The following is a 26,476-nucleotide window of genomic DNA, read 5'->3' as shown; positions in this document are numbered from 1 at the left end:
TCCGAAGGTCTCGCCCCCGCGCCCGACGCGGGACGGACGAAGGGAGAAGCCAGTGCGCTTCGAAATCATGCGCCTCGACGACGCGACCGGCACCGCCGTCGACAGCACCGTCGTGGACGCCGCCTCCGTCAAGACGATCGTGCAGCAGGCCGCCGCCACCGGGCAGCGGCTCTACATCCGCCCCGCGGAGCAGTAGGTCACGGCGTAGAACGCCGAACGAGCGCCCCGTACATCGTGGTACGGGGCGCTTTCGCGTACGCGGGCCCGGGCGCGGCGGCGCGGCGGGGCGGGGTCAGCTGCCGCCGTGGACGAAGCCCATGACGCCGTTGGCGACCTGCTGCACGGCGATCGCGGACAGCAGCATGCCCGACAGCCGGGTCACCAGGACCACGCCGCCGTCCTTGATCAGCCGGATGATCGCCAGCGAGTAGCGCATGGTCAGCCACAGCACGATGTGCATGGCAACGATCGCCGCCCACACCGAGATCTCCTGGCTGGGGCCGCTGGCGTGCTGGACGGCGAGGATCACGGTGACGATGGCGCCGGGACCGGCCAGCAGCGGCATGCCCAGCGGGACCAGGGCCACGTTGACGTCCTTGGTCTGGCTCGGCTCGTCCGCCTTGCCGGTGAGCAGGTCCAGCGCGATCAGCAGCAGGAGCAGACCGCCGGAGATGCGCAGCGCGGGCACCGAGACGTGCAGGTAGTCCAGGATCTGCTGGCCGCACAGGGCGAAGACGGCGATCACGCCGAACGCGACGAGCACCGCCTGCCAGGCCATCCGGCGCTGCACCTTGGCGGCGCGGCCACCGGTGAGCGCGATGAAGATCGGGGTGATGCCGGGCGGGTCCATGATCACGAAGAGCGTGACGAAGACCGACCCGAAGAGGGTGACGTCGAACATGTTCAGTGGGAGCTTTCGCGGTCGCGGTGCGGGGACGTTCGCTACGGCGGCGCGGCGGGGCGCACCGGCGTACGGGAGGGGGCTTGCGGTCGTGCAGGGGTGTCCCGCCGGTCGGGGCGGCGGGCCGGGAGGGCGGAGCCGGTGTCCCGCGCTAGATGGCGGTGATCGGCACGGCGCCGGTGGCCCGACGGGAGATCTCCCGGTAGACCTCGGGGTCGGTGGTGTACTCCCCGAGCCGACAGCTCTTGCGGCTGCCGTGGTAGTCGCTGGAACCGGTGGTCAGCAGGTCCAGTTCGGCGGCGAGGGCGCGCAGGCGGGCGCGGGTCGGCTCGTCGTGGTCCATGTGGTCGACCTCGATGCCGTCCAGGCCCGCGGCGGCCATCTCCGCTATCGCGGCCTCCGGGATGGTCCGGCCGCGTTTGGCGGCGGCCGGGTGGGCGAAGACGGTGACGCCGCCGGCGCCCTTGACCAGGCGGATGGCGTCGAAGGGGTCCAGCTCGTGCTTCTCCACGTACGCGCGGCCGCCGTCGGCCAGCCACTCGGGGGTGAAGGCGTCCGAGACGGTGTCCACGACGCCGAGTTCGACCAGGGCGGAGGCGACGTGCGGGCGGCCGACGCTGCCGTCCCCGGCGATCCGGGCGACCTGCTCCCAGGTGATCGGCACGCCGAGGTCGCGCAGCTTGGCGACCATGCCCCGGGCGCGCGGCACCCGGTCGTCGCGGACGAGTTCGCGCTCGGCGGCGAGCACCGGCTCGGCGGGGTCGAAGAGGTAGGCGAGCATGTGCAGGCTGGTGCCACCCAGCCGGCAGGACAGCTCCGCGCCGGTGACCAGGGTGAGCGCGCCGTCCAGCGCGCGGACCGCGTCCTTTGCCTCCGCGTACCCGCCGACGGTGTCGTGGTCGGTGAGGGCGACGACGTCGAGGCCCTCGGCGGCGGCGCCTCGCATCAGCTCGGCCGGGGTGTCCGTGCCGTCGGAGGCGGTGGAGTGGGCGTGCAGGTCGATGCGCACGACGCGGACTCCTTCCCTGCCTTCGATTCGTGACGGCGATCGCCATGGGGGCGCACTTGCGAAACCAAGGATAACTGCCGGTCGCTACCGGTAAATCCCAGGACAGGGTCGGATGCGTCACCCCGGGCCGAGGAGGTCGTCGTGCGGCGCGGGGCGGCCGAGCAGCCTGGGCGACAGCGCCCCGCAGGGCAGCAGGTCCACCTCGGCTCCGGCGTCCCGCAGATCGGTCAGCACCAGTTCGTCGTAGAGCAGCAGGCCGGACTGCTCGGGCCAGGCGACCGCCCACAGCCACAGCCCGCGTGCCTCGCCCGCGAAGACGGCGCGGTCGGCGGGCGCGTTGGCGACGTGCCACAGCGGCGTGGGGCGTCCCGCGGCCAGCACCTTGGCGTGCGGCGGCTGGTCCACGCACATCCGCGGGCCGGGGTCGGGCCCGGGGATGCCCGCGTACCGGGCGCCGAGGCCGACACCCAGCTCCTCGGCGACGAACAGCAGCTCCCCCGGTCCGCCCAGCGGGCCCGGCCCGGAGCAGGCCACCGCGGTCGCGCGCCCACCGCTGCGGTCGTCCCCGGCGGCGGCGATCCCGGTGAACAGCCAGCCGACCGGCAGCGGCCAGGGCATCCAGACGGGCACCTGGGAGCGGTTCACGGCGACGCCGAGCGCTTCCACGCTCGGCGGCACCACGGGCTGCAACGGATACACCGTCCCGTGGTCGTCGCACTGCCAGGAATCGGCGAAGAGGCCGGGCGCCCGGACCCGGCCACCGCACTTCGGGCAACTGGGTTCGCCCCTCATAGCGACCCACGGTCCTCCCCCGCGCCCGGGGTCGTCAAGGACGATCACCCATCTGCGGTGGGTCGTTGGGTACGGACGCCGCCGCGCGCCCGGAGGCACTCCGGCCATGTAGTTGCATCTTGCATCTATCGACCTGTCGACGTAATATGTGTAAAGCGCAACTATCTGAGGGCATCGTGAACCCGGTCGTGATCCCGGGAGTGAGGAGCCACCGTGCCACGCACCGACCCGCGTCCGGGGACCCCGGAGCAGGACCCGTTCGACGAGGGCGGCCGGAGCCTGCTGAAGCAGCCCAGGGCCGTGTGGGCGACCGCGGGCGCGGCCGTCGTCGCGTTCATGGGCATCGGCCTGGTCGACCCGATCCTGCCGTCCATCGCCAAGGGACTGAACGCCACCCCCGGCCAGGTGTCCCTGCTGTTCACCAGCTACTTCCTGATCACCGCGTTCGCGATGCTGATCACCGGTTTCGTCTCCAGCCGGATCGGCGGGCGCAGGACACTGCTGGCCGGGCTCGCGCTCGTGGTGGTCTTCGCGGCGCTGGCCGGCACCTCGCACTCGGTCGGCGAACTCGTCGGCTTCCGCGCCGGGTGGGGCCTGGGCAACGCGCTGTTCGTCTCCACCTCGCTCGCCGTCATCGTCGGCGCCGCGGCCGGAGGCAGCGCCGCGGCGATCCTGCTGTACGAGTCGGCACTGGGCCTCGGCATGGCCTGCGGGCCGCTGGTCGGGGCGATCCTGGGCAACCTCAAGTGGCGCTACCCGTTCTTCGGCACCGCCGTCCTGATGGCCATCGGGTTCGTCGCCATCACCTGCTTTCTGAAGGAGCAGCCGAAGCCCGCGCGCAAGACCTCGGTGCTCGACCCGATCCGGGCGCTGGGGCACGGCGGGCTGGCGTCCGCCGCGGCGAGCGCGTTCTTCTACAACTACGCGTTCTTCACCGTGCTGGCCTTCACCCCCTTCGTGCTCGACATGAGCCCGTACCGCTCCGGCGGCGTCTTCTTCGCCTGGGGGCTGCTGCTGGCGGTCTTCTCGGTGCTGGTCGCGCCGCGCGTGCAGGAACGCTTCGGATCGCTGAAGGTGCTGGGCACCTCGCTGGTGCTGCTCGCGCTCGACCTGGTGGTGCTCGGCTACGGCGACCACACCACCGCGATCGCGGCGACCATCGCCTCCGGCGCGTTCATCGGCCTGAACAACACCGTCTTCACCGAGCTGGCGCTCGGGGTCTCGGACGCGCCGCGACCGGTGGCGAGCGCGGGCTACAACTTCGTGCGCTGGTTCGCGGCGGCCGCAGCGCCCTACCTCGCGCCGAAGATCGCGGGCTGGACCAACCCGCACGTGCCGTTCCTGGTCGCGGGGCTCGCCGCACTGGTGGGCTCGGGCATCGTGGTGGTGCGGCGGCGCCAACTGCGGCAGGAGGCCGAGGAGTTGGAGCCCGTGCACGCGACCCAGGACAGCGTGGCGGTGTTCGCGGACTGAGCGGACCCGCCCACACGGGCGGGCCGGGCGCGCGTCCCCTACCCGCGGGAAAGCGGGGTGGACGAGCGGCCGCCGTCAGCCCAGGTCGACCCCCGCGCGCAGCGGGTCGCGCAGATCGGTGCCCGTCGCCAGCCAGCGTTCCTGGAGGGCGGCGGCGCCGTGCACCCGCTTCCAGGCGGCCTCGTCGGGCGTCATCGGCAGCAGCGGGAAGAAGCGGACCGGGTCCATCGGCTCGTCCAGCTCCAGGTCCTCGACCAGCCCGCCCGGCTCGCCCACCAGCACCGCGGAGAACGGCGCCCCGGGCCACAGCGGCTCCCCCAGGTCCAGTGACCCGCCCGGCGCCACGATCACGCCCTCGACCTGCGGCGACGCGGCGAGCACGGCCAGCGGGCGCAGCGCCTTGTCGGTGTCGGCACGGCCGGCGCGCACCGACAGCACCAGCTCGGCACGCGGCCCGCGCACCGGGTCGGCGGTGGGCGAGGTGGGATCGCTCATCGGCTCCCGCGACATCCCGAGCGTCGCGTAGCGCACCACGTCGCGGTCGGGCCCTGCACCGCCCCCGGTGAAGCGCAGCACCTCGATGCGCTCGGTGCCCAGGAAGGTCACCGCCGCGCGGGCATCCGGTTCGCCGAGCGCCGCGCGCAGCCGTGCCTCCGCCAACTCCACCACGTCAGACATAGCGGGAGCATAGAGCGCGTCAGGGGCACGCCACGGGGGCGGCCGGTGCCGGGCCGCCTTGGTATGGTGAACCGCTGGCCGCCGCCACGGCGGACCGCACCAGCGTGGACATCCCCGCTCGGGGACCGGCCGGAGGAGGTGGGGCTGCGATGGATCCCAGTCGACCGTGCAGTACCGGCAGCTCTTCCGGTCCTGAGCCCGCCCGCGTCTGACGACCCGGGGCGCGCGCCGCGTCCGCCCGCCGGCGGGACGCGCCGTTCCCGCCGATCGCCCGTTCGCGTACCGCCCGCTCATCGCGTGCCGTCCGGCCCTCCGCCGGGCGCACCGGCCCACCCCTCGCCCGCCGCCGCTCGGGGCAGCGTTCCCGTCCGGTCCCCGCGGACCCCTGCGGTCCCGTACGGCGGCTCGTGCCGTGGGCGGCGTCCCGTGCGGGCGCCGCACCGGGTGGTCCGTTCCGGAAGAGCTTCCTCGTCCTCACCGTCACGCCCCGGACCCCTCTTCCACCGGTCCGGCGGCCGGTCCGCGAAGGAGCCTGCCCCATGTCGATGATCCGCGATCTGCGCGCGGCCGTACGCCCGGCGTTCCGCAAGGCGAACGGAGCCGGTGGCGCCCGGCCCTGCGAGCCGCTGGCCGACTCCGTGGTCGACTGCGCCGTCTACCGCGAAGGGCGGCGCGCCTCGGGCCAGTTGACGCCGGCCGCGGCCCTGGCGCGGGTGCGCGAGGCCGGCGACGGCTTCGTGTGGATCGGCCTGCACGAACCCGGCGAGGCCGAACTCGCCGGTATCGCCAAGGAGTTCGGCCTGCACCCGCTGGCCGTCGAGGACGCCGTCCACGCCCACCAGCGCCCCAAGCTGGAACGGTACGACGAGACGCTGTTCACCGTCTTCAAGACCGTGCGCTACGTCGAGCACACCGAACTGACCGCCACCAGCGAGGTGGTGGAGACCGGTGAGGTGATGGTCTTCACCGGCGCCGACTTCGTGGTCACCGTGCGGCACGGCGGCCACGGCTCGCTGCGCTCGCTGCGGCACCGCCTGGAGTCCGATTCCGCGTTGTTGGCCAAGGGGCCGAGCGCGGTGCTGCACGCCATCGCCGACCGCGTGGTGGACGACTACCTCGCGGTCGCCGCCGCCGTGCAGAACGACATCGACGAGGTGGAGATCGACGTGTTCTCCACCTCGACCACCGGCTCCGGCGGGATGGAGACGGCCGGGCGGATCTACCAGCTCAAGCGGGAGGTGCTGGAGTTCAAGCGCGCGGTGGGCCCGCTGCTGCGGCCCACCCAGTTGCTGAGCGAGCGCCCGATGCCGAGCGTGGACCCGCAGGTGCGCACCTACTTCCGGGACGTCGCCGACCACCTCGCGCGGGTGCACGAACAGGTCGTGGGCTTCGACGACCTGCTCAACTCCATCCTCCAGGCCAACCTGGCACAGGCGACCGTCGCGCAGAACGAGGACATGCGCAAGATCACCGCGTGGGCGGCGATCCTCGCCGTGCCGACGATGATCACCGGCGTGTACGGGATGAACTTCACGCACATGCCCGAACTGCACACCCGCTACGGCTACTACGTGGTGCTGGTCGCCATGGTCGTCGTCTGCGCGGCGATCCACCGGGGCTTCCGCCGCAACGGCTGGCTGTAGGGGCGCGGGGCCGGGTCAGACGCCGCTGTCGGGCTGCGGCGCGGCGCGGCCCTCGCGGCGGCCGGAGAGGATGACCAGGGCGAGTCCGGCGAGGATCACCACCAGGCCCGGGTAGACCGCGAGCGGCGGGCGCTGGCCCAGCCAGACCGCCGCGATCAGCGCGGCGCCGGGCGTCTCCAGCAGGATCGCGGTGGAGGTGACGGACGGGCCGAGGCCGCGCACCACCCGGTTGATCAGCGAGTGCCCCAGCAGTTGCGCGGCGACGGTGAGCGCGACCAGCTTGGCCCAGGTGTCCGCCGAGTACCCGGAGCCCACCGAGGCGCCGGAGAGCAGGCAGGCGGCGAGCAGCACGACGGCCGTGGTGCCGTAGCAGACGTAGGTGTACGCGGCCGTGCCGACGGTGCGCCGCACCTCGGCGCCCAGCAGCACGTACCCGGCCGCCGCCATGCCCCCGGCCAGCGCCAGCGCGTCGCCGCCCAGGGCGCGGGCGGAGGTGGAGAAGTCGACCCCGGAGACGGTCACGACGCCCACGATGGCCAGCGCGCTGCCCGCCCACACCAGGCCCGGCCTGCGCTGCCCGCGCAGCCGCAGGATCAGCGTGGTCCAGATCGGCGTGGTGGTCACCAGCGCGGTGGAGGAGGCGACCGAGGTCATCGACAGGCTGGGCAGCCACAGCCCGAAGTGCAGCGCGAGCACGCAGCCGGCCGCCACCGACAGCAGCACCGCGCGCCGCCCCATCCGGCGCAACTCCCCGCGCGAGCGCAGCAGCACGAAGGGGCTGAGCACGCCCACCGCCATGGCGTTGCGCCAGAAGGCGATGGCCAGGGCGGGCGCGGCGGTGGCGGCCACCAGCGGCGCCGACATCGAGATCCCGGCGACCGCGACCGCCAGCAGCACCAGATCGGTGCGGGGCGACGGGACCGGCGCACCGGGGCCGGTCGTCGGCCCGGCGGCCGGGCGCGTCGTACGGGCCCGGGAGACGGGCGAGGCGCCGGACAACGTGGGGCACACCCCTTCAGCAGCTCGGACAGCGGTTCGAGGACCCGTTCAGCGTAAGGGGCGTGACCCCCTCACGGAACTGACCGTCCACCGGCCGGACAGCTCGGCCGGGACCCGGTACTAGGGTGGCCCGCATGGCGGAGGCTGAAACGGAGACCGCGCGGCGCGAGCTGCTGGGACGCGCGCTGATCGAGGAGGCGGCCAAGAAGTCGGGGCTGCTGTGGGTGCGCGGCACCGAAGGCCCGGCGGTCGGCCTGTGGCACGTCTGGCTGGACGGCGCGGTGTGTTTGGTCGGCGGCGGCCCCGGCGAGCAGCCGCTGCGCGGGCTCGCGGACGGCGCCGAGGCCACGGTCACCGTGCGCAGCAAGGACAAGGGCGGCCGCCTGGTCGCCTTCACGGCCGTGGTCCGGGAACTCGCGCCGCACGGCGAGGCGTGGCGGGCGGCCGTCGAGGAGCTGAAGGGCAAGCGGCTCAACGCGCCGGACGCCGACACCATCACGGAGCGCTGGGCCCGCGAGTGCCGGGTGCTGCGGCTGGAGCCGTCCGGACCGCCCGCCGAGCACCCCGGGGCGATGTCCGACGGCAGTGGCGCCGCCGCCCCGGTGCCGACCGCCGCCATCACCCGCCGTCCGGTGCCCGCCGCACTGCCCCGGCTGCTGTTCGGCCGCCGCCGCTCCGGCCGCTGAGCGCCCCCCGCCGCGGGGGCACGTCGTCGCCCGCCCGGGTGACCCCGGGGAGTGACACCGCGGGTACCCTCGGCGAGGCGGCTTGCCGCGCGTCGCACCGGGCAGCCGGAAGTTGGTCTTTCCTTGGCGGGCGCGTCGCGACCAGGCACCCTGGGGCGGCTAGTCTTGCCTTTGATCCTTTGCACCCCTTCGGGTGGGGAGCGCCGCTCGTCGCGGAGCGGGTGAGCCCTCTTGGGGCGCCAGGGCGTCCGGGGTGCCGAGAGCGCCCGAGGCGCCCGGCGCGCCGAGGACGCCGAGGGCGTCGAGGACGTCAGGGACACGGACACGCAGGCGGACAGGTATCGGAGGCTCGGCATGGTCGCGGGAGCCCCCCGGGTCTTCATCTCCCACCTCGCGGGCGTCGCCGTCTTCGATCCCAACGGCGACCAGGTCGGCAGGCTGCGCGACGTCGTGGTGATGCTGCGCATCGGCGGCCGCCCGCCGCTGGTGCTGGGCCTGGTCGTCGAGGTGGTCAGCCGCCGCCGGATCTTCGTGCCCATGACCCGGGTGGTCGGCGTGGAGTCCGGCCAGGTCATCACCACCGGCGTGGTCAACCTGCGGCGCTTCGAGCAGCGGGCGGCCGAGACGCTGGTGCTGGGTGAGCTGCTGGACCGCCGGGTGCGGCTGACGGAGACCGACGAGGAGGTCACCGTCCTGGACGTGTCGATGGCCCAGCTGCCCGCCCGCAGGGACTGGGAGATCGACAAGGTCTTCGTGCGGCGTGGCAAGGGGGGAGCGCTGCGGCGCCGGGGCGAGACGCTCACCGTCGAGTGGTCCCAGGTGACCGGCTTCGCCGCCGTCGAGCACGGCCAGGGCGCGGCCAACCTGCTGGCCACCTTCGAGCAGTTGCGCCCCGCCGACCTCGCCAACGTCCTGCACCACCTGTCGGAGAAGCGCCGCGCCGAGGTCGCCGCCGCCCTCGACGACGACCGGCTCGCCGACGTGCTGGAGGAGCTGCCGGAGGACGACCAGGTCGAGATCCTGGGCAAGCTCGCCGAGGAGCGCGCCGCCGACGTGCTGGAGGCGATGGACCCCGACGACGCCGCCGACCTGCTCTCGGAGCTGCCGGAAGCGGACAAGGAGCGGCTGCTGGGGCTGATGGAGCCCGGCGAGGCGGCCCCGGTGCGGCGGCTGCTGTCGTACGAGGAACGCACCGCGGGCGGTCTGATGACGACCGAGCCGATCGTGCTGCGCCCGGACGCCACCGTGGCCGAGGCGCTGGCCCGGGTGCGCAACCAGGACCTGTCCCCCGCGCTCGCCGCCCAGGTCTACGTCTGCCGCCCGCCGGACGAGACGCCCACCGGCAAGTACCTGGGTGTCGTGCACTTCCAGCGGCTGCTGCGCGACCCGCCGTTCGCGCTGGTCGGCTCGCTGGTCGACACCGACCTGCGGCCGCTGCCGCCGGACACCCCGCTGCCCGCGGTCACCAGCTACCTGGCCACGTACAACATGATCGCGGCGCCGATCGTGGACGAGAGCGGTTCGCTGCTGGGCGCGGTCACCGTCGACGACGTACTGGACCACCTGCTGCCCGAGGACTGGCGGGAATCCGCCGGGCACGGCGGGATGTCGCCGGTGCCGGACCTGGAGGAGGCCCGCGATGCCCGGTGACCGCGAACACGGCGCGGAGCGCCTGAGGGCCAGGGCCGAGCGGGCCAGGGCCAAGGCCGAGCAGCGCGCCAAGCAGCAGGGCAAGCAGCAGGCGGGGGCGGGTGTCACGCCGCCGCGCGCCAGGACCCGCCTCGACGTGCCGCGCGCGCCCCGGCGCAGCCTGCTGCCCGCCTACGACCCGGAGGCGTTCGGGCGGATGTCCGAGCGCATCGCGCGGTTCCTGGGCACCGGGCGGTTCATCGTCTGGATGACGGTGGTCATCGTGATCTGGGTGGTGTGGAACATCGCCGCGCCGCGTCATCTCCAGTTCGACCACTACCCGTTCATCTTCCTGACGCTGATGCTCTCCCTCCAGGCGTCCTACGCCGCCCCGTTGATCCTGCTGGCGCAGAACCGGCAGGACGACCGCGACCGCGTCAACCTGGAGCAGGACCGCAGGCAGAACGAGCGGTCCATCGCCGACACCGAGTACCTGACCCGGGAGATCGCCGCGATGCGGATGAACCTGGGCGAGGTGGCGACCCGCGACTGGATCCGCTCGGAGATGCAGGACATGCTCAAGGAGCTGGAGGAGCGCCTGTACACCGACCTGCGTGACGAAGGTGACGGCCGGGCGCGCCCGTAGGCGCCGTACCATCGTCCGTATGGCTACCGACACGTACGGAGTACCGGAGGCCGACGCGGTACGCGCCGCGCTGGCGACGGTGAACGACCCCGAGATCCACAAGCCGATCACCGATCTCGGCATGGTCAAATCCGTGGACATCGACGATGACGGCCGGGTGCGGGTCGCCGTCTACCTGACCGTGTCGGGATGCCCGCTGCGCGACACCATCACCCGGCAGGTCACCGAGGCCGTCTCGCGCGTGCCCGGTGTGAGCGGCGTCGAGGTCGAGCTGGACGTGATGAGCGACGAGCAGCGGCGGGAGCTGGCGGCGTCGCTGCGCGGTGGACAGGCCGAGCGCGAGGTGCCGTTCGCCAAGCCGGGCTCGCTCACCCGGGTCTACGCGGTGGCCTCCGGCAAGGGCGGCGTCGGCAAGTCCTCGGTGACCGTCAACCTGGCCGCCGCGATGGCCGCGGACGGGCTGAAGGTGGGCGTGGTCGACGCCGACATCTACGGCCACTCGGTGCCGCGGATGCTGGGCGTGGACGGCCGTCCCACCCAGGTCGAGAACATGATCATGCCGCCCTCGGCGCACGGCGTGAGCGTCATCTCCATCGGCATGTTCACCCCCGGCAACGCGCCGGTGGTCTGGCGCGGCCCGATGCTGCACCGCGCGCTCCAGCAGTTCCTGGCCGACGTCTACTGGGGCGACCTGGACGTGCTGCTGCTGGACCTGCCGCCGGGCACCGGTGACATCGCGATCTCGGTGGCCCAGCTGGTCCCGAACGCGGAGATCCTGGTGGTGACGACGCCTCAGCAGGCCGCCGCCGAGGTCGCCGAGCGGGCCGGGACGATCGCGGTGCAGACCCACCAGAAGATCGTCGGCGTCATCGAGAACATGTCGGGCCTGCCCTGCCCGCACTGCGGCGAGACGGTCGACGTCTTCGGCACCGGCGGCGGCCAGCGGGTCGCCGAGGGCCTGACCAAGGTCACCGGCGCGAACGTGCCGGTACTCGGCTCCATCCCGATCGACGTGCGGCTGCGCGAGGGCGGCGACGACGGCCGCCCGGTCGTGCTGTCCGACGAGGGCTCCCCGGCCGCCGAGGCGCTGCGCAGCATCGCCGGCAAGCTCGGCGGGCGCCAGCGGGGGCTGGCCGGGCTGTCGCTGGGGATCACCCCGCGCAACAAGTTCTAGCCGGCGGACGGCATCCCGCCCGGCGGCCCTCGCGGCCACCGGGCGGCGGCCCGTCAGGCCTCGTAGTCGCGCACGTCCTTGACCACGCCCAGACCCAGCCCGTACGCGCTCAGGCCGCGCCCGTACGCGCCCAGGTGGGCGCCGTCCCCGGTGGTCCCGGCCAGCACCCACCCGTACTCCGACTCCCGGTAGCGGAACGGCGTCGGCGCGCCGTCCACCGGGAGCGTCAGGGTGGACCACGCCGGGCCGTCGAGGTCGTCGGCCAGCTCCCAGGCGATCGCGGTCTGCTGGTCCAGCCAGTCCTGGCGCAGCGAGCGTTCCATGCGGTTCGGCCAGGTGCCGGACAGCAGGCCCGCACCGGCCAGCCAGGCCGCCGCGGAGACCGAGGTGGCCTCCAGCATCCCGGTGCCGTCCGCGCTGCGCCGTACCGGCCGCTGGGCCAGCGTGACGACCACCACGAACCGCTGGGCGTCCGGCGCCGGATCGGCCATCGGCAACGAGGCCTTCAGCGTGGGCTCGTCGCCGTGGCCGAGCGAGCCGTGCTCCACGGTGCCGTCGGCGCTCAGACCGACCTGGGTGAGCCAGCGCGGCCCGGTCCAGGCCTCGTCCAGCCCGTACCACGGGAAGTCGGCCAGCAGATATCCCTCGATCGGCCGCTGCTCCCGCTGCGGCCCGGCCGTTTCGCCGGGGGCGTGTTCACCGCTCGGCGCGGCCGCCCCGCCACGACTCTTGGTCCCCATACGCGCGGCGCCTCCTCGATGCCCTGACGTTCCGTCGGCCGCGCCCGTGCGCCGGCCTGCACGCCCCACCCCTTGGGCGGACCCGACCTGAAGGAGGATAGCCACCCCGCGGGCGCGGAACGGGCAGGTGGTCGGACTACGTGGCGTCCGCGTCGAACGGAGGCGTCTCGCCGGGCTCGACCGCTTCGGGGCGGGCGGGCCGCTTGCGCAGCCGGTCCGACGCGGCGGCGCCGCCGGCCGCGGCCTGGTGCCCGGTCGCGCCGCGTACCGTACGGCCGCTCTCGGAGACCGCGTCGGTCACCGTGGACAGCTCGTCCTTGAGGTCGAAGCCGTTGCGGATCTCCTTCAGCCCCAGGCTGTCGTTGTCGAGGAGGTTCTTGCGCACGAAGGTCTTGGGGTTGAGGTCCTCGAACTCGAAGTCCTTGAACTCCGGGCCCAGCTCCTTGCGGATGTCCTCCTTGGCGCTGTCGGAGAACTCACGGATCTTGCGGATCATCGCGGACAGGTCCTGGATCAGCTTCGGCAGCTTGTCGGGACCGAAGATGATCACGGCAAGGAGCACGATAGTGACCAGTTCGAGTGGCCCCATGTCCAAGAACACCGCTGCAGCTCCTTGTGGATATCCGAGGACACCACGGTACCCGGCCCCCTCGGCGCCGCGGGAGGGTGCCGGGCCAACGTTCGGTGGAGCGCGCCCGAGCGGTGGGGGAACGGCGGGCCACCGGGGCGGTCCGGGCGGGCCCGGCGGTGGCCCGGCGGCGCCGTCAGCCGCTGGAGGCGCCGCCCAGCACCAGGTCCAGGGTGAGGCGGTGGCCGCCGCGCACGACGGTCAGCGCGACGCGTTCGCCCGGCCGGTGGTCGCGGGTGCGCACGATCAGGTCCTCGCCGGTGTGCACCGGCTTGCCGTCGACCGCGGTGACCACGTCGCCGGGCCTCAGGCCCGCCGCCGCGCCCGGGCCGCCGGGGGTGACCGCGGGGGCGCCGTTCGGGCCGGTGGCCGCGATCCGGGCGCCACCGCCGGTGTAGCGCATGTCGACGGTGACGCCGAGGACGGGGTGGACCGCGTGACCGTGGTCGATCAGCTGCTGGGCGACCCGGCGGGCCTCGTCGGACGGGATGGCGAAGCCCAGGCCGATGCTGCCGCCCTGGCCGCCGTCCGCGCCGGAGCCGGTGTCGGCCGAACGGATGGCGCTGTTGACGCCGATGACCTGGCCGCGGGCGTTCATCAGGGGCCCGCCGGAGTTGCCCGGGTTGATCGGCGCGTCGGTCTGGAGGGCGTCCATGTAGCTGACGTCGGAGCCCGCGCCGCCCTCGCCGCCCGCCGTGATGGCGCGGTCCTTGGCGCTGATGATGCCCGAGGTGACGGTGCCCTCCAGGTCGTACGGGGCGCCGATCGCGACGACCGGGTCGCCGATGCGGACGGCGGAGGAGTCGCCGAGGGTGAGCGGGCGCAGGCCCGAGACGCCGCCGACCTGGACGACGGCCAGGTCGTAGCCGGTGTCGCGGCCGGTGACGGCGGCCTTGCGGGTCACGCCGCCGTTGAACGTGACCGAGATGTCGCCGCTGGTCGCGGCCGGGGCGACGACGTGGTTGTTGGTCAGGATGTGGCCGGCGGTGTCCAGCACGATGCCGGTGCCGGTGCCCTCGACCCCGTCGCCCTTGACGTGGATGTAGACCACCCCGGGCAGCGCCGCCGCCGCGATCCGTGCGACGGTGCCCGGCGCGGTCTGCCCCGCGCCGCCGGTGGGCATCTGCGGCAGGCTGACGTCGCCGGAGTCGCCTCCGCCGCGCAGGGCGGCACCGGTGAGACCCCCCGCGAGCCCGGCGGCCAGCGCGAGCAGCACCGCCCCGGGCAGCAGACGGCGGCGCCCCGGACCGCTGGCGGGCGCGGGCGGCGGCGGCAGCGCGGCCTGCCCGGGCGGCGCCCAGGGGTCGTAGCGGTGCCAGACGGTGCCGGTGCCGGGGTCGGGCGGCGGGTCGTGCGGCGGGGGCGGGACGGGCGCGTACGGCGGCACGGGGGCGTTGCTGCGTCCGGGGGACCCCGGGGTGGTCCCGGACGGTTGCGGCGGGCCGGGGCGAGGCGGTGCGGCGTGCGGCGCCGCCGGGGCGGGCCGGTCCTTGCGCGGGCGCGTCCACCAGCGCGGACGAGCGGGCTTGCCGTCGTTCATGCGCTCCCCTAGGTCTGCGGGCCCCCTGGGCGGCGAGGCACCGCCCACCTCGTAGCCCACACCGACCCGGGGGAAGCCGCAACGCGGCCGGGAAGGCACGCGGCGTCACCGGAGCGGAGGCCGGCCGCCGTGAGGCCTGAAGGACGAAAGCCTGAAAGACCCGAAGGCCGGAAGGACCAGCCGCCCTCAGTGGGCCGCGTGCCGCGGGGGCTGGGCGAGCGGCGGGCGCTCGGGGGCCACGCCGGACGGCGGCGTGGGCGACGGCACGCCCGGCGCCTGCGGGGTGGACGCCTGCGACGTGGCGGACGGCTCGGGCGCCGAGGGCGGCACCACGGTCGGGGTGGACGCGGACAGCGCCGCACCGGACAGCGCGGTGGCGTTCGGCGAGGAGCCGCCGGCCGGGACCCGCCCGCCCTGCGGTGCGAACAGCTGACGGCTGTCCACCGAGACGGAGGCCACCCCGGGCCGGACCGCGCCGTGCTGGGCGATGCCCGTGGTGCTCAGCGGGGTCGTGGCCGTCCCGGTGGCCGGGTCGGCGCCCCCGCCGCCCTCCACCACCGCGTCCAGCGGCAGCGCGCCGCCCAGCGCCAGCGCGGCCAGCGAGAACGCGCCCGCGGCGGCGAAGGCGAAGCGCCGCCCCCGGGATGCCGAGCCGCCAGGGCGCGCGAAGTCGTGGCACGGGCGGCCGAAGTCCGCGCCGGATCGGCCGAAGGCGCCGGACGGCTTGCCGAAGTCGTGGATGGGGAAGCCGCCGAGCCGCTCGCCGGTCGGCGCGAGGCGGGAGTCCGCCTCGCCGCCGGGGCCGCCGCCCAGCACGCTGCCGCCGAAGACGCCGCGCCCGCGGCCGCCGGGGCCGGACGGCCCCGCCCCCGGGTCAGCGCCGGGCAGTCCCTGCAACCGGGCCAGCAGCCCCGCCGACAGCGCCGGCGGGATGGCGTCGGCCACCGCGGACTTCAGCCGCCGCTGCTCGTCCGCCGCCGTGCGGCAGCGGTCGCAGGTGGCGAGGTGGGCCACCACGCGGTCGCGGGCGTCGCCGCCCAGCTCACCGTCGACGAACGCGGCGAGGCGGTCGCCGAGGTGCTCCTCGGCGACGCCGGACGCAAGACCGGCCCGCGCCGACTGCCGGGCGCCACGGGCGTTCCTTGACTGGCCTGTGCCGCTCACGATCTCCCCCGCGTCACCGCTCCGCCGCTGCCGCCGGCTCCTACCGGCACCTCGGCCTCCGCACGCCCGGGACGGGCGACGGGGGCGCGGTGCTTCAGGGCGCTGCGCAGGTGGGACCGGCCGCGGTGGATGCGGCTGCGTACGGTGCCGAGCTTGACCCCGAGCGTCGCGGCGATCTCCTCGTACGACAGGCCCTCGATGTCGCACAGCACCACGGCGGCCCGGAACTCCGGCGCCAGGGTGTCCAGCGCCTGCTGGACGTCGGCGTCGAAGTGGGTGTCGCTGAAGTGCTGCGCGGGCGACGGCTCACGGCTGGGGAGCCGCTCCGCCGCGTCGTCGCCGAGGGCGTCGAAGCGGATGCGCTGACGGCGCCGCACCATGTCCAGGAACAGGTTGGTGGTGATGCGGTGCAGCCAGCCCTCGAAGGTGCCCGGGGTGTACGTGGACAGCGACCGGAAGACGCGGACGAAGACCTCCTGGGTGAGGTCCTCGGCGTCGTGCTGGTTTCCGGTGAGGCGGTAGGCGAGGCGGTAGACCCGTGCGCTGTGCGTGCTGACGATCTCCTCCCAGGAAGGAGGAGTCCACGTGTCACCGTCCGTGGCGAAGGAGGCGGTCGCGGTGGTGGTCGCGGCCGGGGCCCCGGATGCGGCGGTGGAGCTGTCAGCGGTCTCGTTCACGGATTTCGGCTGGCCGACCTGCCCACGAAGGCGCCTGAACAGCGCTTTCCGGTCACCGTCGACAGCCGCACCTCCCCTGTCGGCTCTGGTGGTGTCCAGTAGAGCCCCTACCATATCCACCTCGCCCGTTAGCTCCGGATAAGCAACTTTGCACCGGCTCCGGCCTGTTGGGCCCGGTCCCACCGGCGGCGACCGGCGGTCTCCCGTACCCGATCCCACCAGCGTCAACGCACGGTCCCCTCCGCGGGTTCCCGGCCGCAGCGGATACAGTCGCCGGGCGGCCATGTGCCCGCCCCGCCCGGCGGTGGCGGGGCACCCGGGGAACAGGAGAGGGCCATTACCGGCAACCGGCAGGCGAGCTGGGCGTTCGCCGACGCGTTCGTCGCCGAGGGCGAGGCGCTGCTGCGCGCCCGCGAGCGCGCGCGCCTCACCGGTGTGCGCGCGGTGTCCCCGGGCACCGGCGCCACCTTGCGGATGCTGGCCGCGACCGCGGACGCCCGGGTGGTCTGCGAGATCGGCACCGGCGTCGGCGTCTCCGGCATCCACCTGCTGCACGGGATGCGCTCCGACGGCGTGCTGACCACGGTGGACTGCGAGCCGGACCGCCAGCAACTGGCCAAGGAGGCGTACCGGGAGGCGGGCTTCGCCGCGAACCGGGCGCGGTTCATCCCCGGCCGGGCGCTGGACGTGCTGCCGCGGCTCGCGGACGGCGGGTACGACCTGGTCTTCTGCGACGGCGACCGCCAGGAGTACACACGCTATCTGGCCGAATCGTTGCGCCTGCTGCGGCCGGGCGGGCTGGTCTGCTTCGAGGGGGTCTTCGCCCAGGGCCGGGCGATGGACGCCGCGTACCAGGAGACCGAGGTGCAGGAGATACGCGAGGTGCTGCGGGCGGTGCGCGACAGCGACGCCATGGTGCCGGTGCTGCTGCCCACCGACGACGGCCTGCTGTGCGCGGTGCGCAAGGGCTGAGCGGCGTGCCGGGCGGGCGGGCGCGCGGGAACGGCGACGGCCCCGGGCTTTGACGCACGCGCCGCTGCGCGTACGTGAAAGCCCGGGGCCGTGGAGATCCGAGACGAAGAGCCGAGCGGCTCACCGCGCCTGATTCAGCCGCATGCCTTCTTGAGGGCCTCGCCGAGTGCGTCGGCCTCATCGGGTGTCAGCTCGACGACGAGCCGTCCGCCGCCTTCGAGCGGAACGCGCATGACGATGCCCCGCCCCTCCTTTGTCACCTCGAGCGGGCCATCACCCGTCCGCGGCTTCATGGCCGCCATGCTCGTTCCCCTTCCTGAAACCAGCTCTTCGCAACCGGTGGCCCAGGCGCCACCGGACTCGAACACATTGGTTCCAAGCCATTATCCCGCATGCCGGTCCCCGATGACCAACATCGGGGACCGGCCGCCTCCCCTCCCGGCCCGCCGTCCGGCACCGCCGGGACCTGCGGGCACGGCACGAATCCGTCCATTCCGGCAAGTCAGCCGGATCACCGGGCGGCGGCGTCGCCGCGCGACCGCGACCCGGCACGCGGCGGCTCTTTGACGCAGGTCACATCCCGCCCGCGGTGATCTCCGGCATGCTGGGCGCACACCAACCGCGACGGAGGGGACCGACCGCCATGGCCGACACCGTGCTCTACGAGGTGACCGAGGGCCTCGCCACCATCACCCTGAACCGGCCCGAGGCGATGAACGCCCTCAGCACCGAGGCCAAGGACGCGCTGCGCGACACCCTGCGCGAGGCGGCGGGCGACCCGGCGGTGCGGGCGGTGCTGCTGACCGCGAACGGCCGGGCGTTCTGCGTGGGCCAGGACCTCAAGGAGCACGTGGAGACGCTGCGCGCCGGACGGCCCGAGGGCGGCCGGACGATGAACACCGTCCAGGAGCACTACAACCCGATCGTCACCGCGATCGCCACCATGGCCAAGCCGGTCGTGGCCGGGGTCAACGGCGTCGCGGCGGGCGCGGGCGCGGGCTTCGCCTTCGCCGCCGACTACCGGGTGGTCGCCGACACCGCCTCGTTCAACACCTCCTTCGCCGGGGTCGCGCTGACCGCGGACTCCGGCGCCTCGTGGACGCTGCCGCGGCTGGTCGGCCCGGCCCGCGCCGCCGACCTGCTGATGTTCCCGCGCTCGATCAGCGCCCAGCAGGCCCTGGAGTGGGGCATCGCCCAGCAGGTCGTCCCGGCCGCGGAACTGCCCGCCGCCGCGCTCGCGGTGGCCCGGCGGCTGGCCGAGGGCCCGACCGTGGCGTACGCGGCGATCAAGGAGTCGCTGGCGTACGGCGCCGGGCACTCGCTGATCGAGACGCTGGTCAAGGAGGACGAACTCCAGGAGCGGGCGGGCACCTCCGAGGACCACCGGATCGCGGTCGAGGCGTTCTTGAAGAAGGAGCCGCCGAAGTACGTGGGCCGCTGAGCGGTCCGCGCGGCACGCGGCGGCTCAGGCCGCGCGGCGGGCGTGGCAGGCGGCGAGGTGGTCGTCGACCAGCCCGCACGCCTGCATCAGCGCGTAGGCGGTCGTCGGCCCGACGAAGCGGAAGCCGCGCCTCTTGAGGTCCTTGGCGAGCGCGGCCGACTCCGGCGTGCTGCCGGGCACGTCGTCCAGGGTGGACGGCGCCGAGCGGCCCGCCGGCTCGGGCGCGTAGGACCAGATCAGCCGGTCGAGGCCGCCGTCGACCTCCAGCGCGGCGCGGGCGTTGGCGATGGCGGCGTCGATCTTGGCCCGGTTGCGGATGATCGCGGCGTCGCCGAGCAGCCGTTCGCGGTCGGCGTCGGTGAAGGCGGCGACGCGTTCGATCCGGAAGCCGGCGAAGGCGGCGCGGAACGCCTCGCGCCGCCGCAGGATGGTCAGCCACGACAGGCCCGACTGGAACGCCTCCAGGCAGACGCGTTCGTAGAGGGCGTCGTCGCCGTGGAGCGGGCGGCCCCACTCGGTGTCGTGGTACGGCAGGTACTCCGGCGCGGACAGCGCCCACGGGCAGCGGGCCAGGCCGTCGTCGCCGGTGAGCGGGGAGCGCCCGGCGGCCGGTTCACTCACCGCTGGGGTCACCGCCTTGCGGCCGCCACTCGTGCCCGGTGCCGGGCCGGCCGGCGTCACCGCCGAACCCGGGGCCGTGGCCGGGCGGGGGCGGGACGTGCCCGGCCGGGCCGCCGTGCGCCGCGTGCCCGCCGGGGCCCGGCCCCGAGGCGAGCGCGGCCTCCAACTGGGCGATGCGCGCGTCGCGTTCGGCCAGTTCCGCGCCGAGCCGGTCGAGGACGTCGTCCACGTCCGACATCCGGTAGCCGCGCGGGGAGACCGCGAGGCGCAGCTCTTCGAGGTCGGCCGCCTTGAGCGGGCGGTCGGCGGGCAGCGGGTCCCGCAGGCGGTCCGGCTCGGCCTCGGGAAGCGTGCCGCCGTCGCCGACCACCGCGAGGGCGACCGCGGCGACCACCGCGACCAGCGCGATGAGCATGAACCAGAACAAGGGGGATCTCCCGGGTCCGACCGACGCTGTCGAGGACGATCGTGCCACGACCGGTGCTGCGCGGTCCCCGCCCGGGGAGGGGTTAGGGTCGCGAGCGGGCCGGAAAGCGGGCCACATCAGGAGGGCGGACACCACAATGCTGCGGCTGGGCAAGCGCGAGTTCGGGGCCCACGAGCCGGTGATCATGGCGATCGTGAACCGGACGCCGGACTCCTTCTACGACCGGGGGGCGACCTTCGCCGACGACGCCGCGCTGGAACGTGTGGAGCGGGCGGTGGCCGAGGGCGCCGCGATCGTGGACATCGGCGGGGTGAAGGCGGGACCCGGCGAGGAGGTGACCGCGAGCGAGGAGATCCGGCGCACGGTCGCGTTCGTCGCCGAGGTGCGCCACCGCTTCCCCGACGTGGTGATCAGCGTGGACACCTGGCGGCACGAGGTCGGCGAGGCGGTGTGCGAGGCGGGCGCGGACCTGCTCAACGACGCCTGGGGCGGGGTGGACCCGAAGCTCGCCGAGGTCGCCGCACGGTACGGCGCGGGCCTGGTGTGCACGCACGCGGGCGGCGCCGAGCCGCGCACCCGCCCGCACCGGGTCGGCTACCAGGACGTGATGGCCGACATCCTGCGGGTGACGCTGGGCCTGGCCGACCGCGCGGTCGCGCTGGGCGTGCGCCGCGACGGCATCCTGATCGACCCGGGCCACGACTTCGGCAAGAACACCCGGCACTCGCTGGAGGCCACCCGGCGGCTCGGCGAGATGGTGGGCACCGGCTGGCCGGTGCTGGTGTCCCTGTCCAACAAGGACTTCGTGGGCGAGACGCTGGACCGCCCGGTCAAGGAGCGGCTGCTGGGCACGCTGGCGACCACCGCGGTCTCGGCGTGGCTGGGCGCGCGGGTCTACCGGGTGCACGAGGTCGCCGAGACCCGGCAGGTGCTGGACATGGTGGCGTCCATCGCCGGCCACCGCCCGCCCGCGGTCGCCCGCCGCGGCCTGGCGTGACGCCCGCGCGCGCCCGCCCCCGTACGCGCGCGTCTCAGTAGGCGGTCTCCTTGGTGACCAGCGCGACCGCCTCGGACACGTCGTCGGTGACGTGGAACAGCTCCAGGTCGGCGCGGGAGGCCTTGCCCTCGGCGACCAGCGTGCCGCGCACCCAGTCGACGAGACCGCCCCAGTACGACGTGCCGAACAGCACGATCGGGAAGCGGGTGACCTTCTTCGTCTGCACCAGGGTCAGCGCCTCGAACAGTTCGTCCAGCGTGCCGAAGCCGCCCGGCAGGACGACGAAGCCCTGCGCGTACTTGACGAACATCGTCTTGCGGACGAAGAAGTAGCGGAAGTTGACGCCGATGTCGACGTACGGGTTGAGGCCCTGCTCGAAGGGCAGCTCGATGCCGAGGCCGACCGAGACGCCGCCCGCCTCGCCCGCACCGCGGTTGGCCGCCTCCATCGCGCCGGGACCGCCGCCGGTGATGACCGCGAACCCGGCCTCCGCGAGCCCGCGCCCGATGCGCACCCCCGCCTCGTACTCCGCCGAGCCGGTCGCGGTGCGCGCCGAGCCGAACACGCTCACGGCGGGCCCGAGTTCGGCGAGCGTGCCGAAGCCCTCGACGAACTCGGACTGGATGCGCATCACCCGCCAGGGGTCCTCGTGCAGCCAGTCCGTCGATCCCTGGGAGTCCAGCAGGCGCTGGTCGGTGGTGCTGGCCTGCACCTGGCCGCGCCGCCTGACGACCGGGCCGGTCTGCCGCTCGGGCCAGCCCTGCCCGAACGAGATCGCCTCCGCCTCGGCGTTGGCCGCCGCGGCGGCCTCCTGCGCGGCGCTCGCCCAGTCGCGGGCCGCACCGCCCTGCCGCGAGGCGTCACGTTCCGCGTCGGCCCGCGCCTCGGCGTCCCTGGGATCGGCCACGTCGCACTCCCTCCTGCCCCGGCCACCCGCCGGGCCCTGCCTTGCAGCCTACGTACACCCGTCGCGCTACGCGGTCAGCCAGCGCCGCAGCCGCTCCTCGCACTCCAGCACGGCCGCCTCGGCCACGTACTCCTCGCGGGTGTGGGCGAGCGCCGGGTCGCCGGGGCCGTAGTTGACCGCCGGGATGCCGAGCGCGGAGAAGCGGGCCACGTCGGTCCACGCCTCCTTGGCCTTCGGCTCGGTCCCGACGACGTCGACGAACGCGGCGGCGGCCGGGTGGGCGAGGCCGGGCAGCGCACCGGGCGCGGAGTCGGTCGGCTCCACCTCGAAGCCGTCGAACACCTCGCGCACGTGCTCCAGCGCCTGCGCCTCGCTGCGGTCGGGGGCGAAGCGGTAGTTGACGGTGACCGCGCAGGAGTCGGGGATGACGTTGCCCGCGTGACCGCCCTCGATGAGGACCGCGTTGAGGCCCTCGGGGTAGACCAGGCCGTCGATCCGCGCGCGGCGCGGCTCGTAGGCGGCGAGGCGGGCGAGGATCGGGGCGGCCTTGTGGATGGCGTTGTCGCCGAGCCAGCTGCGGGCGGAGTGGGCGCGCTTGCCGGTGGTGGTGACCCGGACCCGCAGCGTGCCCTGGCAGCCGCCGTGCACCTCGGCGTTGGTGGGCTCCAGCAGGACGGCGAAGTCGCCCGCGAGCCAGTCCGGGTGCCGCTCGACCAGGCGCTTCAGCCCGTTGAACTCGGCCGCGATCTCCTCGGCGTCGTAGAAGACGAGGGTCAGGTCGCGGTTGGGCTCGGGCACGGTGGCGGCGACGCGCAGCTGGACGGCGACGCCGGACTTCATGTCGGTGGTGCCGCAGCCGTGCAGCAGGCCGTCCGCCCGCCGGGACGGCACGTTGCCGGCGATCGGCACGGTGTCCAGGTGCCCGGCGAGCACGACGCGTTCGGCGCGGCCGAGGTTCGTGCGGGCCACGACCGCCTCGCCGTCGCGGTCGACGGTCAGGTGCGGCAGGGCGCGCAGGGCGTGTTCGACGGCGTCGGCGAGAGCCTTCTCCTCCCGGCTGACCGAGGGGACGTCGACCAACTGCGCGGTGACGGCGACCGCGTCCTGGCTCAGGTCGAGTACGGCCTGCTCGGGCCGGGCGGAAGTGCTCATGCCCGCGACCCTACCCGGGCGGGTGCGGACGACCCCGGACAGGCGTACGGGGGCGTTCGGACGGCGTCCGCGGAAGAACCGGGCAAAGGCGCGAGAGGTAACCCGTGAGGGGGCCGATGCGGAGCGCCGGGGAATTGCGGCACCCCTTTGCGGCGATCCGCGCCACGGGTCTCCTTCCCTTGTGCCGCAAGGGGTGTGACGTTTCCTCGGGCGTCCACCCACCGTCACGAATGCCCTATTCTCCCGAAAGGCTATTATGCGACACATTGCCAATTCTTTACGTCGAACGGCCGCAACTTTACGGCGGCTCACGCGGTAGTCACGGCGTCCGCACGGTGACGGGTCGCTGGGCGACCGGCCACCGGACGGGCCGATGTCCCGTCTTCCTCCCTCCGTAAAAGGAGCACCATGTCCCTCCCCCTCAAGCGTCGGATCGCCCGGGCCGCCCTGCTGGTCGCGGCCGCGGCCCCCGTCGTCGGCCTGGGCGCCGGCTCGGCGTCGGCCGCCGGGCTGCCGCACACCCCCGACCTGGGCGGACTGACCAACCTCGACACCGCGTCCAACCTCGGCGGCAAGGCCGACGGCCTCGCCCACAAGGCCGCGGGCGTCGTCAACGAGGCGGGCGGCAACGCCGCGAAGACCCTGGCCCCGGCCGCGCGGCAGACGGTGAGCGAGACCACGGGCACGCTCAGCAAGACCGCCAAGGACAACCACCTCACCGACCAGCTCCCGGTGCACGGCCTGACCGGCAACACCCTGCCGACCAAGGACCTGCACTCCACCGCGGAGTCCCTGCCGGTCAGCAGCCTGCCGCTGTGAGCACGCGGCCGTCGTAGGTGACGACGCGAGGGGCCCGGGAAGCCGACGGTTTCCCGGGCCCCTCCTGCTTCGCACGCCCCCTTGCGGCCAGGCCGCAAACGTGCATCACCACCACCCGAAATCGCCTCGGCCCGACAGCGAAGCAAGATCCCTCGCTTCGCGACCCCACCTGTGTTACGGTTATTTCAGTTGCAGTTGTGGTTCCCACAGACTTCAAGTTCTCTCACCGGCCGCCAGGCCAGTGGGCGAACTTTTACATCTCCCCGTGTGCTTTCCGGGCAGGGGTAATCATCGCGGCGACACGAAATCCACACCGTGTGGATTTCGGGCACTGCCCCCTCAAAGGAGAGAAACATGGCATCTGGCACCGTGAAGTGGTTCAACGCGGAAAAGGGCTTCGGCTTCATCGAGCAGGACGGCGGCGGCGCCGACGTCTTCGCCCACTACTCGAACATCGCCACCCAGGGCTTCCGTGAGCTCCACGAAGGCCAGAAGGTGACCTTCGACGTCACGCAGGGCCAGAAGGGCCCGCAGGCGGAGAACATCGTTCCCGCCTGACGCCGACGCGTCTCACAGCTGGGGCCCGCACCTAGGGTGCGGGCCCCAGCTCGTTTCTTTTCCCGCTCGTGAACCGTGAGCGTTTCACGAGCGATCCACGGCCGCCACACTGCGGCCCCTGTCGTCCGGCCGCCGTCACCCGGCCGTCGGACAAGGGACCGGCGTTTCCGCGCTCTTCCTATTCCGGAAATCCCGGCCCGTTCGAGGCATCCGGCGCGGCTCTTCCGAAATCGCGTCGCCCGCTTTTCATTCGGCTCGTTCTTGCGGTCCCTTTCGCCGTCCGCGGCTGCCGGGACTTCCTCGATACGTGCCGCATCGAGGAAGGTTCCCCGTGAACCGCACCACCCGCACGTCCGGCCGTCACGACCGCACCCCCGCCGCCGGCTCCCGCGGCTCCGGCAAGCCGGCCCGTTCCGGCTCCCGAGGGGGGCGACGCTCCGGCGCCCCGGCCGCTTCCCGGCGGCCCGGGCGTCCGGCCGCACCGCAGGGCGACTTCACCCTGCCGGTCTCGACCACCCCGCAACTGCCGGCCGTCACGTCCTTCGCCGAACTCGACATGCCGGCCGAGTTGCTGTCGTCGCTCACCGCCGAGGGGCTGTCGGTCCCGTTCCCCATCCAGGCGGCCACCCTCCCGAACGCGCTGGCCGGCCGGGACGTCCTGGGCCGCGGTCGCACCGGATCGGGCAAGACCCTCGCGTTCGGCCTGGCACTGCTGGGCCGTGTCGCGGGACGCAGGGCGCAGCCCCGGCAACCGCTGGCCCTGGTGCTGGTGCCGACCCGGGAGCTGGCGCAGCAGGTCACGGACGCCCTCGGGCCCTACGCCCGTTCGCTCCGGCTGCGGGTGACCACCGTCGTCGGCGGTGTGTCGATCGGCCGCCAGACCAGCGCGCTGCGGGCCGGGGCTGAGGTCGTCGTCGCCACCCCGGGACGCCTCAACGACCTCGTCGGCCGAGGCGACTGCCGCCTGGACCAGGTGGACGTCACCGTCCTGGACGAGGCCGACCAGATGTCCGACATGGGCTTCGTCCCCCAGGTCACCAGCCTGCTCGACCTGGTGCCCGGCACCGCGCAGCACCTGCTGTTCTCGGCCACCCTCGACCGCAACGTCGACCTGCTGGTGCGCCGCTACCTGAACGACCCGGTGGTCCACTCCGTCGACCCCTCGGCGGGCGCGGTCACCACGATGGAACACCACGTCCTGCACGTGCACGCCGCCGACAAGCACGCCACGACGACCGAGATCGCCGCCCGTGACGGCAAGGTGATCATGTTCCTGGACACCAAGCACGCCGTCGACCGGCTCACCCGCCACCTGCTCGGCAGCGGCGTGCGCGCCGCGGCGCTGCACGGCGGCAAGTCCCAGGCCCAGCGCACCCGCACCCTGGACCAGTTCAGGACCGGGCACGTCACGGCTCTGGTGGCCACCAACGTCGCGGCCCGCGGCATCCACGTCGACGACCTCGACCTCGTCGTCAACGTCGACCCGCCCGGCGACCACAAGGACTACCTGCACCGCGGCGGGCGCACCGCCCGGGCCGGCGCGTCCGGCAGCGTGGTGACCCTGGTCCTGCCCGAGCAGCGGCGCGACGTCGACCGGCTGATGTCCGCCGCCGGCATCACCCCGCACGCCGCCCGGGTGCGCTCCGGGGAGGCCGAGCTGAGCCGCATCACCGGTGCCCGTACCCCCACGGGGATCCCGGTGACCGTCAGCGCGCCGGAGGAACCGCGTGCCAAGCGCGGCTCCTCCTCACGCGGCCGGCGGACCCGCGCCGTCCACGCCGGGCGCCGCTCCTCCCGCCCCGCGTGAGCGCACCGCGCGTGAGCGCACCGCGTCGTCCCGGGCCGGTCGTGCCCCGCACGGACGTCGTCCCCGCCCCTTCCCCCCGAGCCAGGTGAGGTCCCATGCGCTGCATCATCGCCCGTTTCGCCTTCGATCTCGTCAGGAGCGAGGTCGAGCACTCCATGAAGGGCGTCAAGCCCGAACCGGTCACCGGCGCGTCGGTGACCATCGGCCGCCGCGTCTTTCCCGTCAAGCAGGTCGGTGAGGTGATCACCCGGCAGGACCGCCGCGACTTCACCGCCGACGAGGTGGCCAGGGCGCTGGGGCGCCTCGGCTTCACCTGCCACGCCGCGCCCGCGCCCCAGGCCGCCGCGGACTCCTCGCTGCTGGACACGGAACCCGGGCCGCCGGCGCGTTTGTGAC

The 26,476-nt window shown here is 74.0% G+C and carries 29 protein-coding genes; 14 read left to right on the top strand and 15 right to left on the bottom strand.

Translation table 11 applies throughout. The annotated features are described in order from the left end of the window. The first annotated feature begins 52 nt into the window (after window positions 1–52). A complete protein-coding gene (locus tag CK485_RS29095) occupies window positions 53–196 on the top strand; it encodes a hypothetical protein (RefSeq protein WP_199239383.1) in 144 nt (47 codons plus the stop codon). A 96-nt stretch (window positions 197–292) separates the two neighbouring features. Here the strand turns inward: CK485_RS29095 and CK485_RS18290 are convergent, their stop codons facing one another. The 3 genes from CK485_RS18290 to CK485_RS18280 form a co-directional block, all read right to left on the bottom strand. Beyond that, the gene (locus CK485_RS18290; RefSeq protein ID WP_109451884.1) at window positions 293–901 is read right to left on the bottom strand and encodes a MarC family protein; all 609 of its coding nucleotides are present in this window, start codon (window positions 899–901) and stop codon (window positions 293–295) included. A 151-nt stretch (window positions 902–1,052) separates the two neighbouring features. Further along, window positions 1,053–1,910, bottom strand: a complete 858-nt coding sequence (locus CK485_RS18285) for a PHP domain-containing protein (protein ID WP_109451883.1) — start codon at window positions 1,908–1,910, stop codon at window positions 1,053–1,055. A 117-nt stretch (window positions 1,911–2,027) separates the two neighbouring features. After that, window positions 2,028–2,702, bottom strand: a complete 675-nt coding sequence (locus CK485_RS18280) for a DUF6758 family protein (protein WP_109451881.1) — start codon at window positions 2,700–2,702, stop codon at window positions 2,028–2,030. Between the two features lie 213 nt (window positions 2,703–2,915). Between CK485_RS18280 and CK485_RS18275 the strand changes: the two genes are divergently transcribed. After that, window positions 2,916–4,175, top strand: a complete 1,260-nt coding sequence (locus CK485_RS18275; RefSeq protein WP_109451879.1) for an MFS transporter — start codon at window positions 2,916–2,918, stop codon at window positions 4,173–4,175. Window positions 4,176–4,250: 75 nt separating this feature from the next. Here the strand turns inward: CK485_RS18275 and CK485_RS18270 are convergent, their stop codons facing one another. Next, window positions 4,251–4,853, bottom strand: a complete 603-nt coding sequence (locus CK485_RS18270) for a suppressor of fused domain protein (protein ID WP_109451877.1) — start codon at window positions 4,851–4,853, stop codon at window positions 4,251–4,253. A 539-nt stretch (window positions 4,854–5,392) separates the two neighbouring features. On the opposite strand from CK485_RS18270, the gene CK485_RS18265 reads away from it, so the two are divergent. Continuing rightward, a complete protein-coding gene (locus CK485_RS18265; protein ID WP_109451875.1) occupies window positions 5,393–6,496 on the top strand; it encodes a magnesium and cobalt transport protein CorA in 1,104 nt (367 codons plus the stop codon). Between the two features lie 15 nt (window positions 6,497–6,511). On the opposite strand, the gene CK485_RS18260 is transcribed toward CK485_RS18265, so the two are convergent. Continuing rightward, window positions 6,512–7,396, bottom strand: a complete 885-nt coding sequence (locus tag CK485_RS18260) for a DMT family transporter (RefSeq protein ID WP_275124642.1) — start codon at window positions 7,394–7,396, stop codon at window positions 6,512–6,514. A gap of 233 nt (window positions 7,397–7,629) precedes the next feature. On the opposite strand from CK485_RS18260, the gene CK485_RS18255 reads away from it, so the two are divergent. From CK485_RS18255 to CK485_RS18240, 4 genes are all read left to right on the top strand, one after another. Further along, window positions 7,630–8,181, top strand: coding sequence for a hypothetical protein (locus CK485_RS18255; RefSeq protein ID WP_109451871.1), 552 nt, complete (start codon window positions 7,630–7,632; stop codon window positions 8,179–8,181). Between the two features lie 354 nt (window positions 8,182–8,535). Beyond that, on the top strand, window positions 8,536–9,831 hold the full coding sequence (locus CK485_RS18250; RefSeq protein ID WP_109453210.1) for a CBS domain-containing protein: 1,296 nt from the start codon (window positions 8,536–8,538) through the stop codon (window positions 9,829–9,831). Continuing rightward, complete coding sequence (locus tag CK485_RS18245; protein WP_109451869.1) at window positions 9,821–10,456, top strand: DUF1003 domain-containing protein; 636 nt, start codon at window positions 9,821–9,823, stop codon at window positions 10,454–10,456. The genes CK485_RS18250 and CK485_RS18245 overlap by 11 nt, the downstream gene beginning before the upstream one ends. A 19-nt stretch (window positions 10,457–10,475) precedes the next feature. Beyond that, complete coding sequence (locus CK485_RS18240; RefSeq protein ID WP_109453208.1) at window positions 10,476–11,630, top strand: Mrp/NBP35 family ATP-binding protein; 1,155 nt, start codon at window positions 10,476–10,478, stop codon at window positions 11,628–11,630. Window positions 11,631–11,683: 53 nt separating this feature from the next. Here the strand turns inward: CK485_RS18240 and CK485_RS18235 are convergent, their stop codons facing one another. The 5 genes from CK485_RS18235 to sigE form a co-directional block, all read right to left on the bottom strand. Next, the gene (locus CK485_RS18235) at window positions 11,684–12,370 is read right to left on the bottom strand and encodes a hypothetical protein (protein WP_241968396.1); all 687 of its coding nucleotides are present in this window, start codon (window positions 12,368–12,370) and stop codon (window positions 11,684–11,686) included. Window positions 12,371–12,506: 136 nt separating this feature from the next. Continuing rightward, a complete protein-coding gene (locus tag CK485_RS18230; protein ID WP_109451866.1) occupies window positions 12,507–12,971 on the bottom strand; it encodes a sec-independent translocase in 465 nt (154 codons plus the stop codon). A gap of 163 nt (window positions 12,972–13,134) precedes the next feature. After that, window positions 13,135–14,538, bottom strand: a complete 1,404-nt coding sequence (locus tag CK485_RS18225; protein ID WP_109451864.1) for a trypsin-like peptidase domain-containing protein — start codon at window positions 14,536–14,538, stop codon at window positions 13,135–13,137. A 186-nt stretch (window positions 14,539–14,724) separates the two neighbouring features. Beyond that, window positions 14,725–15,702, bottom strand: a complete 978-nt coding sequence (locus CK485_RS18220; protein WP_109451862.1) for a zf-HC2 domain-containing protein — start codon at window positions 15,700–15,702, stop codon at window positions 14,725–14,727. Continuing rightward, window positions 15,699–16,493: an RNA polymerase sigma factor SigE gene (gene sigE / locus CK485_RS18215; RefSeq protein ID WP_109451860.1), complete on the bottom strand. Its 795-nt coding sequence runs from the start codon at window positions 16,491–16,493 to the stop codon at window positions 15,699–15,701. The genes CK485_RS18220 and sigE overlap by 4 nt, the downstream gene beginning before the upstream one ends. Before the next feature lie 321 nt (window positions 16,494–16,814). Between sigE and CK485_RS18210 the strand changes: the two genes are divergently transcribed. Continuing rightward, on the top strand, window positions 16,815–17,351 hold the full coding sequence (locus CK485_RS18210) for an O-methyltransferase (protein WP_109453206.1): 537 nt from the start codon (window positions 16,815–16,817) through the stop codon (window positions 17,349–17,351). Window positions 17,352–17,485: 134 nt separating this feature from the next. On the opposite strand, the gene CK485_RS18205 is transcribed toward CK485_RS18210, so the two are convergent. Then, window positions 17,486–17,653 carry a DUF3117 domain-containing protein gene (locus tag CK485_RS18205; RefSeq protein WP_107101321.1) on the bottom strand — a complete coding sequence of 56 codons (168 nt, stop codon included), beginning with the start codon at window positions 17,651–17,653 and terminating at the stop codon, window positions 17,486–17,488. 341 nt (window positions 17,654–17,994) lie between these two features. Between CK485_RS18205 and CK485_RS18200 the strand changes: the two genes are divergently transcribed. Continuing rightward, complete coding sequence (locus tag CK485_RS18200; RefSeq protein WP_109451858.1) at window positions 17,995–18,792, top strand: enoyl-CoA hydratase-related protein; 798 nt, start codon at window positions 17,995–17,997, stop codon at window positions 18,790–18,792. Between the two features lie 24 nt (window positions 18,793–18,816). Here the strand turns inward: CK485_RS18200 and CK485_RS18195 are convergent, their stop codons facing one another. Continuing rightward, on the bottom strand, window positions 18,817–19,413 hold the full coding sequence (locus CK485_RS18195; protein ID WP_109451856.1) for a DNA-3-methyladenine glycosylase I: 597 nt from the start codon (window positions 19,411–19,413) through the stop codon (window positions 18,817–18,819). Further along, window positions 19,406–19,840, bottom strand: a complete 435-nt coding sequence (locus CK485_RS29730; protein WP_241968395.1) for a DivIVA domain-containing protein — start codon at window positions 19,838–19,840, stop codon at window positions 19,406–19,408. The genes CK485_RS18195 and CK485_RS29730 overlap by 8 nt, the downstream gene beginning before the upstream one ends. Window positions 19,841–19,976: 136 nt before the next feature. On the opposite strand from CK485_RS29730, the gene folP reads away from it, so the two are divergent. Next, complete coding sequence (gene folP, locus CK485_RS18185; protein WP_109451854.1) at window positions 19,977–20,837, top strand: dihydropteroate synthase; 861 nt, start codon at window positions 19,977–19,979, stop codon at window positions 20,835–20,837. Between the two features lie 34 nt (window positions 20,838–20,871). Here the strand turns inward: folP and CK485_RS18180 are convergent, their stop codons facing one another. Both CK485_RS18180 and dapE read right to left on the bottom strand, forming a co-directional pair. Next, window positions 20,872–21,612, bottom strand: coding sequence for a TIGR00730 family Rossman fold protein (locus tag CK485_RS18180; RefSeq protein WP_109453204.1), 741 nt, complete (start codon window positions 21,610–21,612; stop codon window positions 20,872–20,874). Between the two features lie 198 nt (window positions 21,613–21,810). Next, window positions 21,811–22,896 (bottom strand): succinyl-diaminopimelate desuccinylase, encoded by a 1,086-nt coding sequence (gene dapE, locus CK485_RS18175; RefSeq protein WP_109451852.1) that lies wholly within the window; start codon window positions 22,894–22,896, stop codon window positions 21,811–21,813. Window positions 22,897–23,304: 408 nt separating this feature from the next. Between dapE and CK485_RS29725 the strand changes: the two genes are divergently transcribed. The 4 genes from CK485_RS29725 (at window position 23,305) to CK485_RS18155 (ending at window position 26,475) form a co-directional block, all read left to right on the top strand. Then, entirely contained in the window at window positions 23,305–23,715 is a 411-nt protein-coding gene (locus CK485_RS29725; RefSeq protein WP_241968394.1) for an ATP-binding protein, read from the top strand. A 354-nt stretch (window positions 23,716–24,069) separates the two neighbouring features. Continuing rightward, window positions 24,070–24,273, top strand: coding sequence for a cold-shock protein (locus tag CK485_RS18165; protein WP_037911652.1), 204 nt, complete (start codon window positions 24,070–24,072; stop codon window positions 24,271–24,273). A gap of 331 nt (window positions 24,274–24,604) precedes the next feature. Next, window positions 24,605–26,080, top strand: a complete 1,476-nt coding sequence (locus CK485_RS18160; protein WP_109451850.1) for a DEAD/DEAH box helicase — start codon at window positions 24,605–24,607, stop codon at window positions 26,078–26,080. A gap of 95 nt (window positions 26,081–26,175) precedes the next feature. Next, the gene (locus tag CK485_RS18155; RefSeq protein ID WP_109451848.1) at window positions 26,176–26,475 is read left to right on the top strand and encodes an SCO5918 family protein; all 300 of its coding nucleotides are present in this window, start codon (window positions 26,176–26,178) and stop codon (window positions 26,473–26,475) included. Window position 26,476 lies beyond the last annotated feature (1 nt).

The sequence above is a fragment of the Streptomyces sp. ICBB 8177 genome (assembly GCF_003144095.1).
In the GTDB taxonomy this organism is placed as follows: domain Bacteria; phylum Actinomycetota; class Actinomycetes; order Streptomycetales; family Streptomycetaceae; genus Streptantibioticus_D.
The sequence above is the reverse complement of the archived record's forward strand: the minus strand, read 5'-3'. Positions and strand labels throughout refer to the sequence as shown.

Coding starts and splice junctions, on each gene's coding strand:
- CK485_RS18290 (WP_109451884.1), bottom strand. CDS start 901: ATGTTCGACGTCACCCTCTTCGGGTCGGTCTTCGTCACGCTCTTCGTG.
- CK485_RS18280 (WP_109451881.1), bottom strand. CDS start 2,702: ATGAGGGGCGAACCCAGTTGCCCGAAGTGCGGTGGCCGGGTCCGGGCG.
- CK485_RS18270 (WP_109451877.1), bottom strand. CDS start 4,853: ATGTCTGACGTGGTGGAGTTGGCGGAGGCACGGCTGCGCGCGGCGCTC.
- CK485_RS18265 (WP_109451875.1), top strand. CDS start 5,393: ATGTCGATGATCCGCGATCTGCGCGCGGCCGTACGCCCGGCGTTCCGC.
- CK485_RS18255 (WP_109451871.1), top strand. CDS start 7,630: ATGGCGGAGGCTGAAACGGAGACCGCGCGGCGCGAGCTGCTGGGACGC.
- CK485_RS18250 (WP_109453210.1), top strand. CDS start 8,536: ATGGTCGCGGGAGCCCCCCGGGTCTTCATCTCCCACCTCGCGGGCGTC.
- CK485_RS18245 (WP_109451869.1), top strand. CDS start 9,821: ATGCCCGGTGACCGCGAACACGGCGCGGAGCGCCTGAGGGCCAGGGCC.
- CK485_RS18240 (WP_109453208.1), top strand. CDS start 10,476: ATGGCTACCGACACGTACGGAGTACCGGAGGCCGACGCGGTACGCGCC.
- CK485_RS18235 (WP_241968396.1), bottom strand. CDS start 12,370: ATGGGGACCAAGAGTCGTGGCGGGGCGGCCGCGCCGAGCGGTGAACAC.
- CK485_RS18225 (WP_109451864.1), bottom strand. CDS start 14,538: ATGAACGACGGCAAGCCCGCTCGTCCGCGCTGGTGGACGCGCCCGCGC.
- sigE (WP_109451860.1), bottom strand. CDS start 16,493: ATGGTAGGGGCTCTACTGGACACCACCAGAGCCGACAGGGGAGGTGCG.
- CK485_RS18205 (WP_107101321.1), bottom strand. CDS start 17,653: ATGGCGGCCATGAAGCCGCGGACGGGTGATGGCCCGCTCGAGGTGACA.
- CK485_RS18200 (WP_109451858.1), top strand. CDS start 17,995: ATGGCCGACACCGTGCTCTACGAGGTGACCGAGGGCCTCGCCACCATC.
- folP (WP_109451854.1), top strand. CDS start 19,977: ATGCTGCGGCTGGGCAAGCGCGAGTTCGGGGCCCACGAGCCGGTGATC.
- dapE (WP_109451852.1), bottom strand. CDS start 22,896: ATGAGCACTTCCGCCCGGCCCGAGCAGGCCGTACTCGACCTGAGCCAG.
- CK485_RS29725 (WP_241968394.1), top strand. CDS start 23,305: ATGTCCCTCCCCCTCAAGCGTCGGATCGCCCGGGCCGCCCTGCTGGTC.
- CK485_RS18165 (WP_037911652.1), top strand. CDS start 24,070: ATGGCATCTGGCACCGTGAAGTGGTTCAACGCGGAAAAGGGCTTCGGC.
- CK485_RS18155 (WP_109451848.1), top strand. CDS start 26,176: ATGCGCTGCATCATCGCCCGTTTCGCCTTCGATCTCGTCAGGAGCGAG.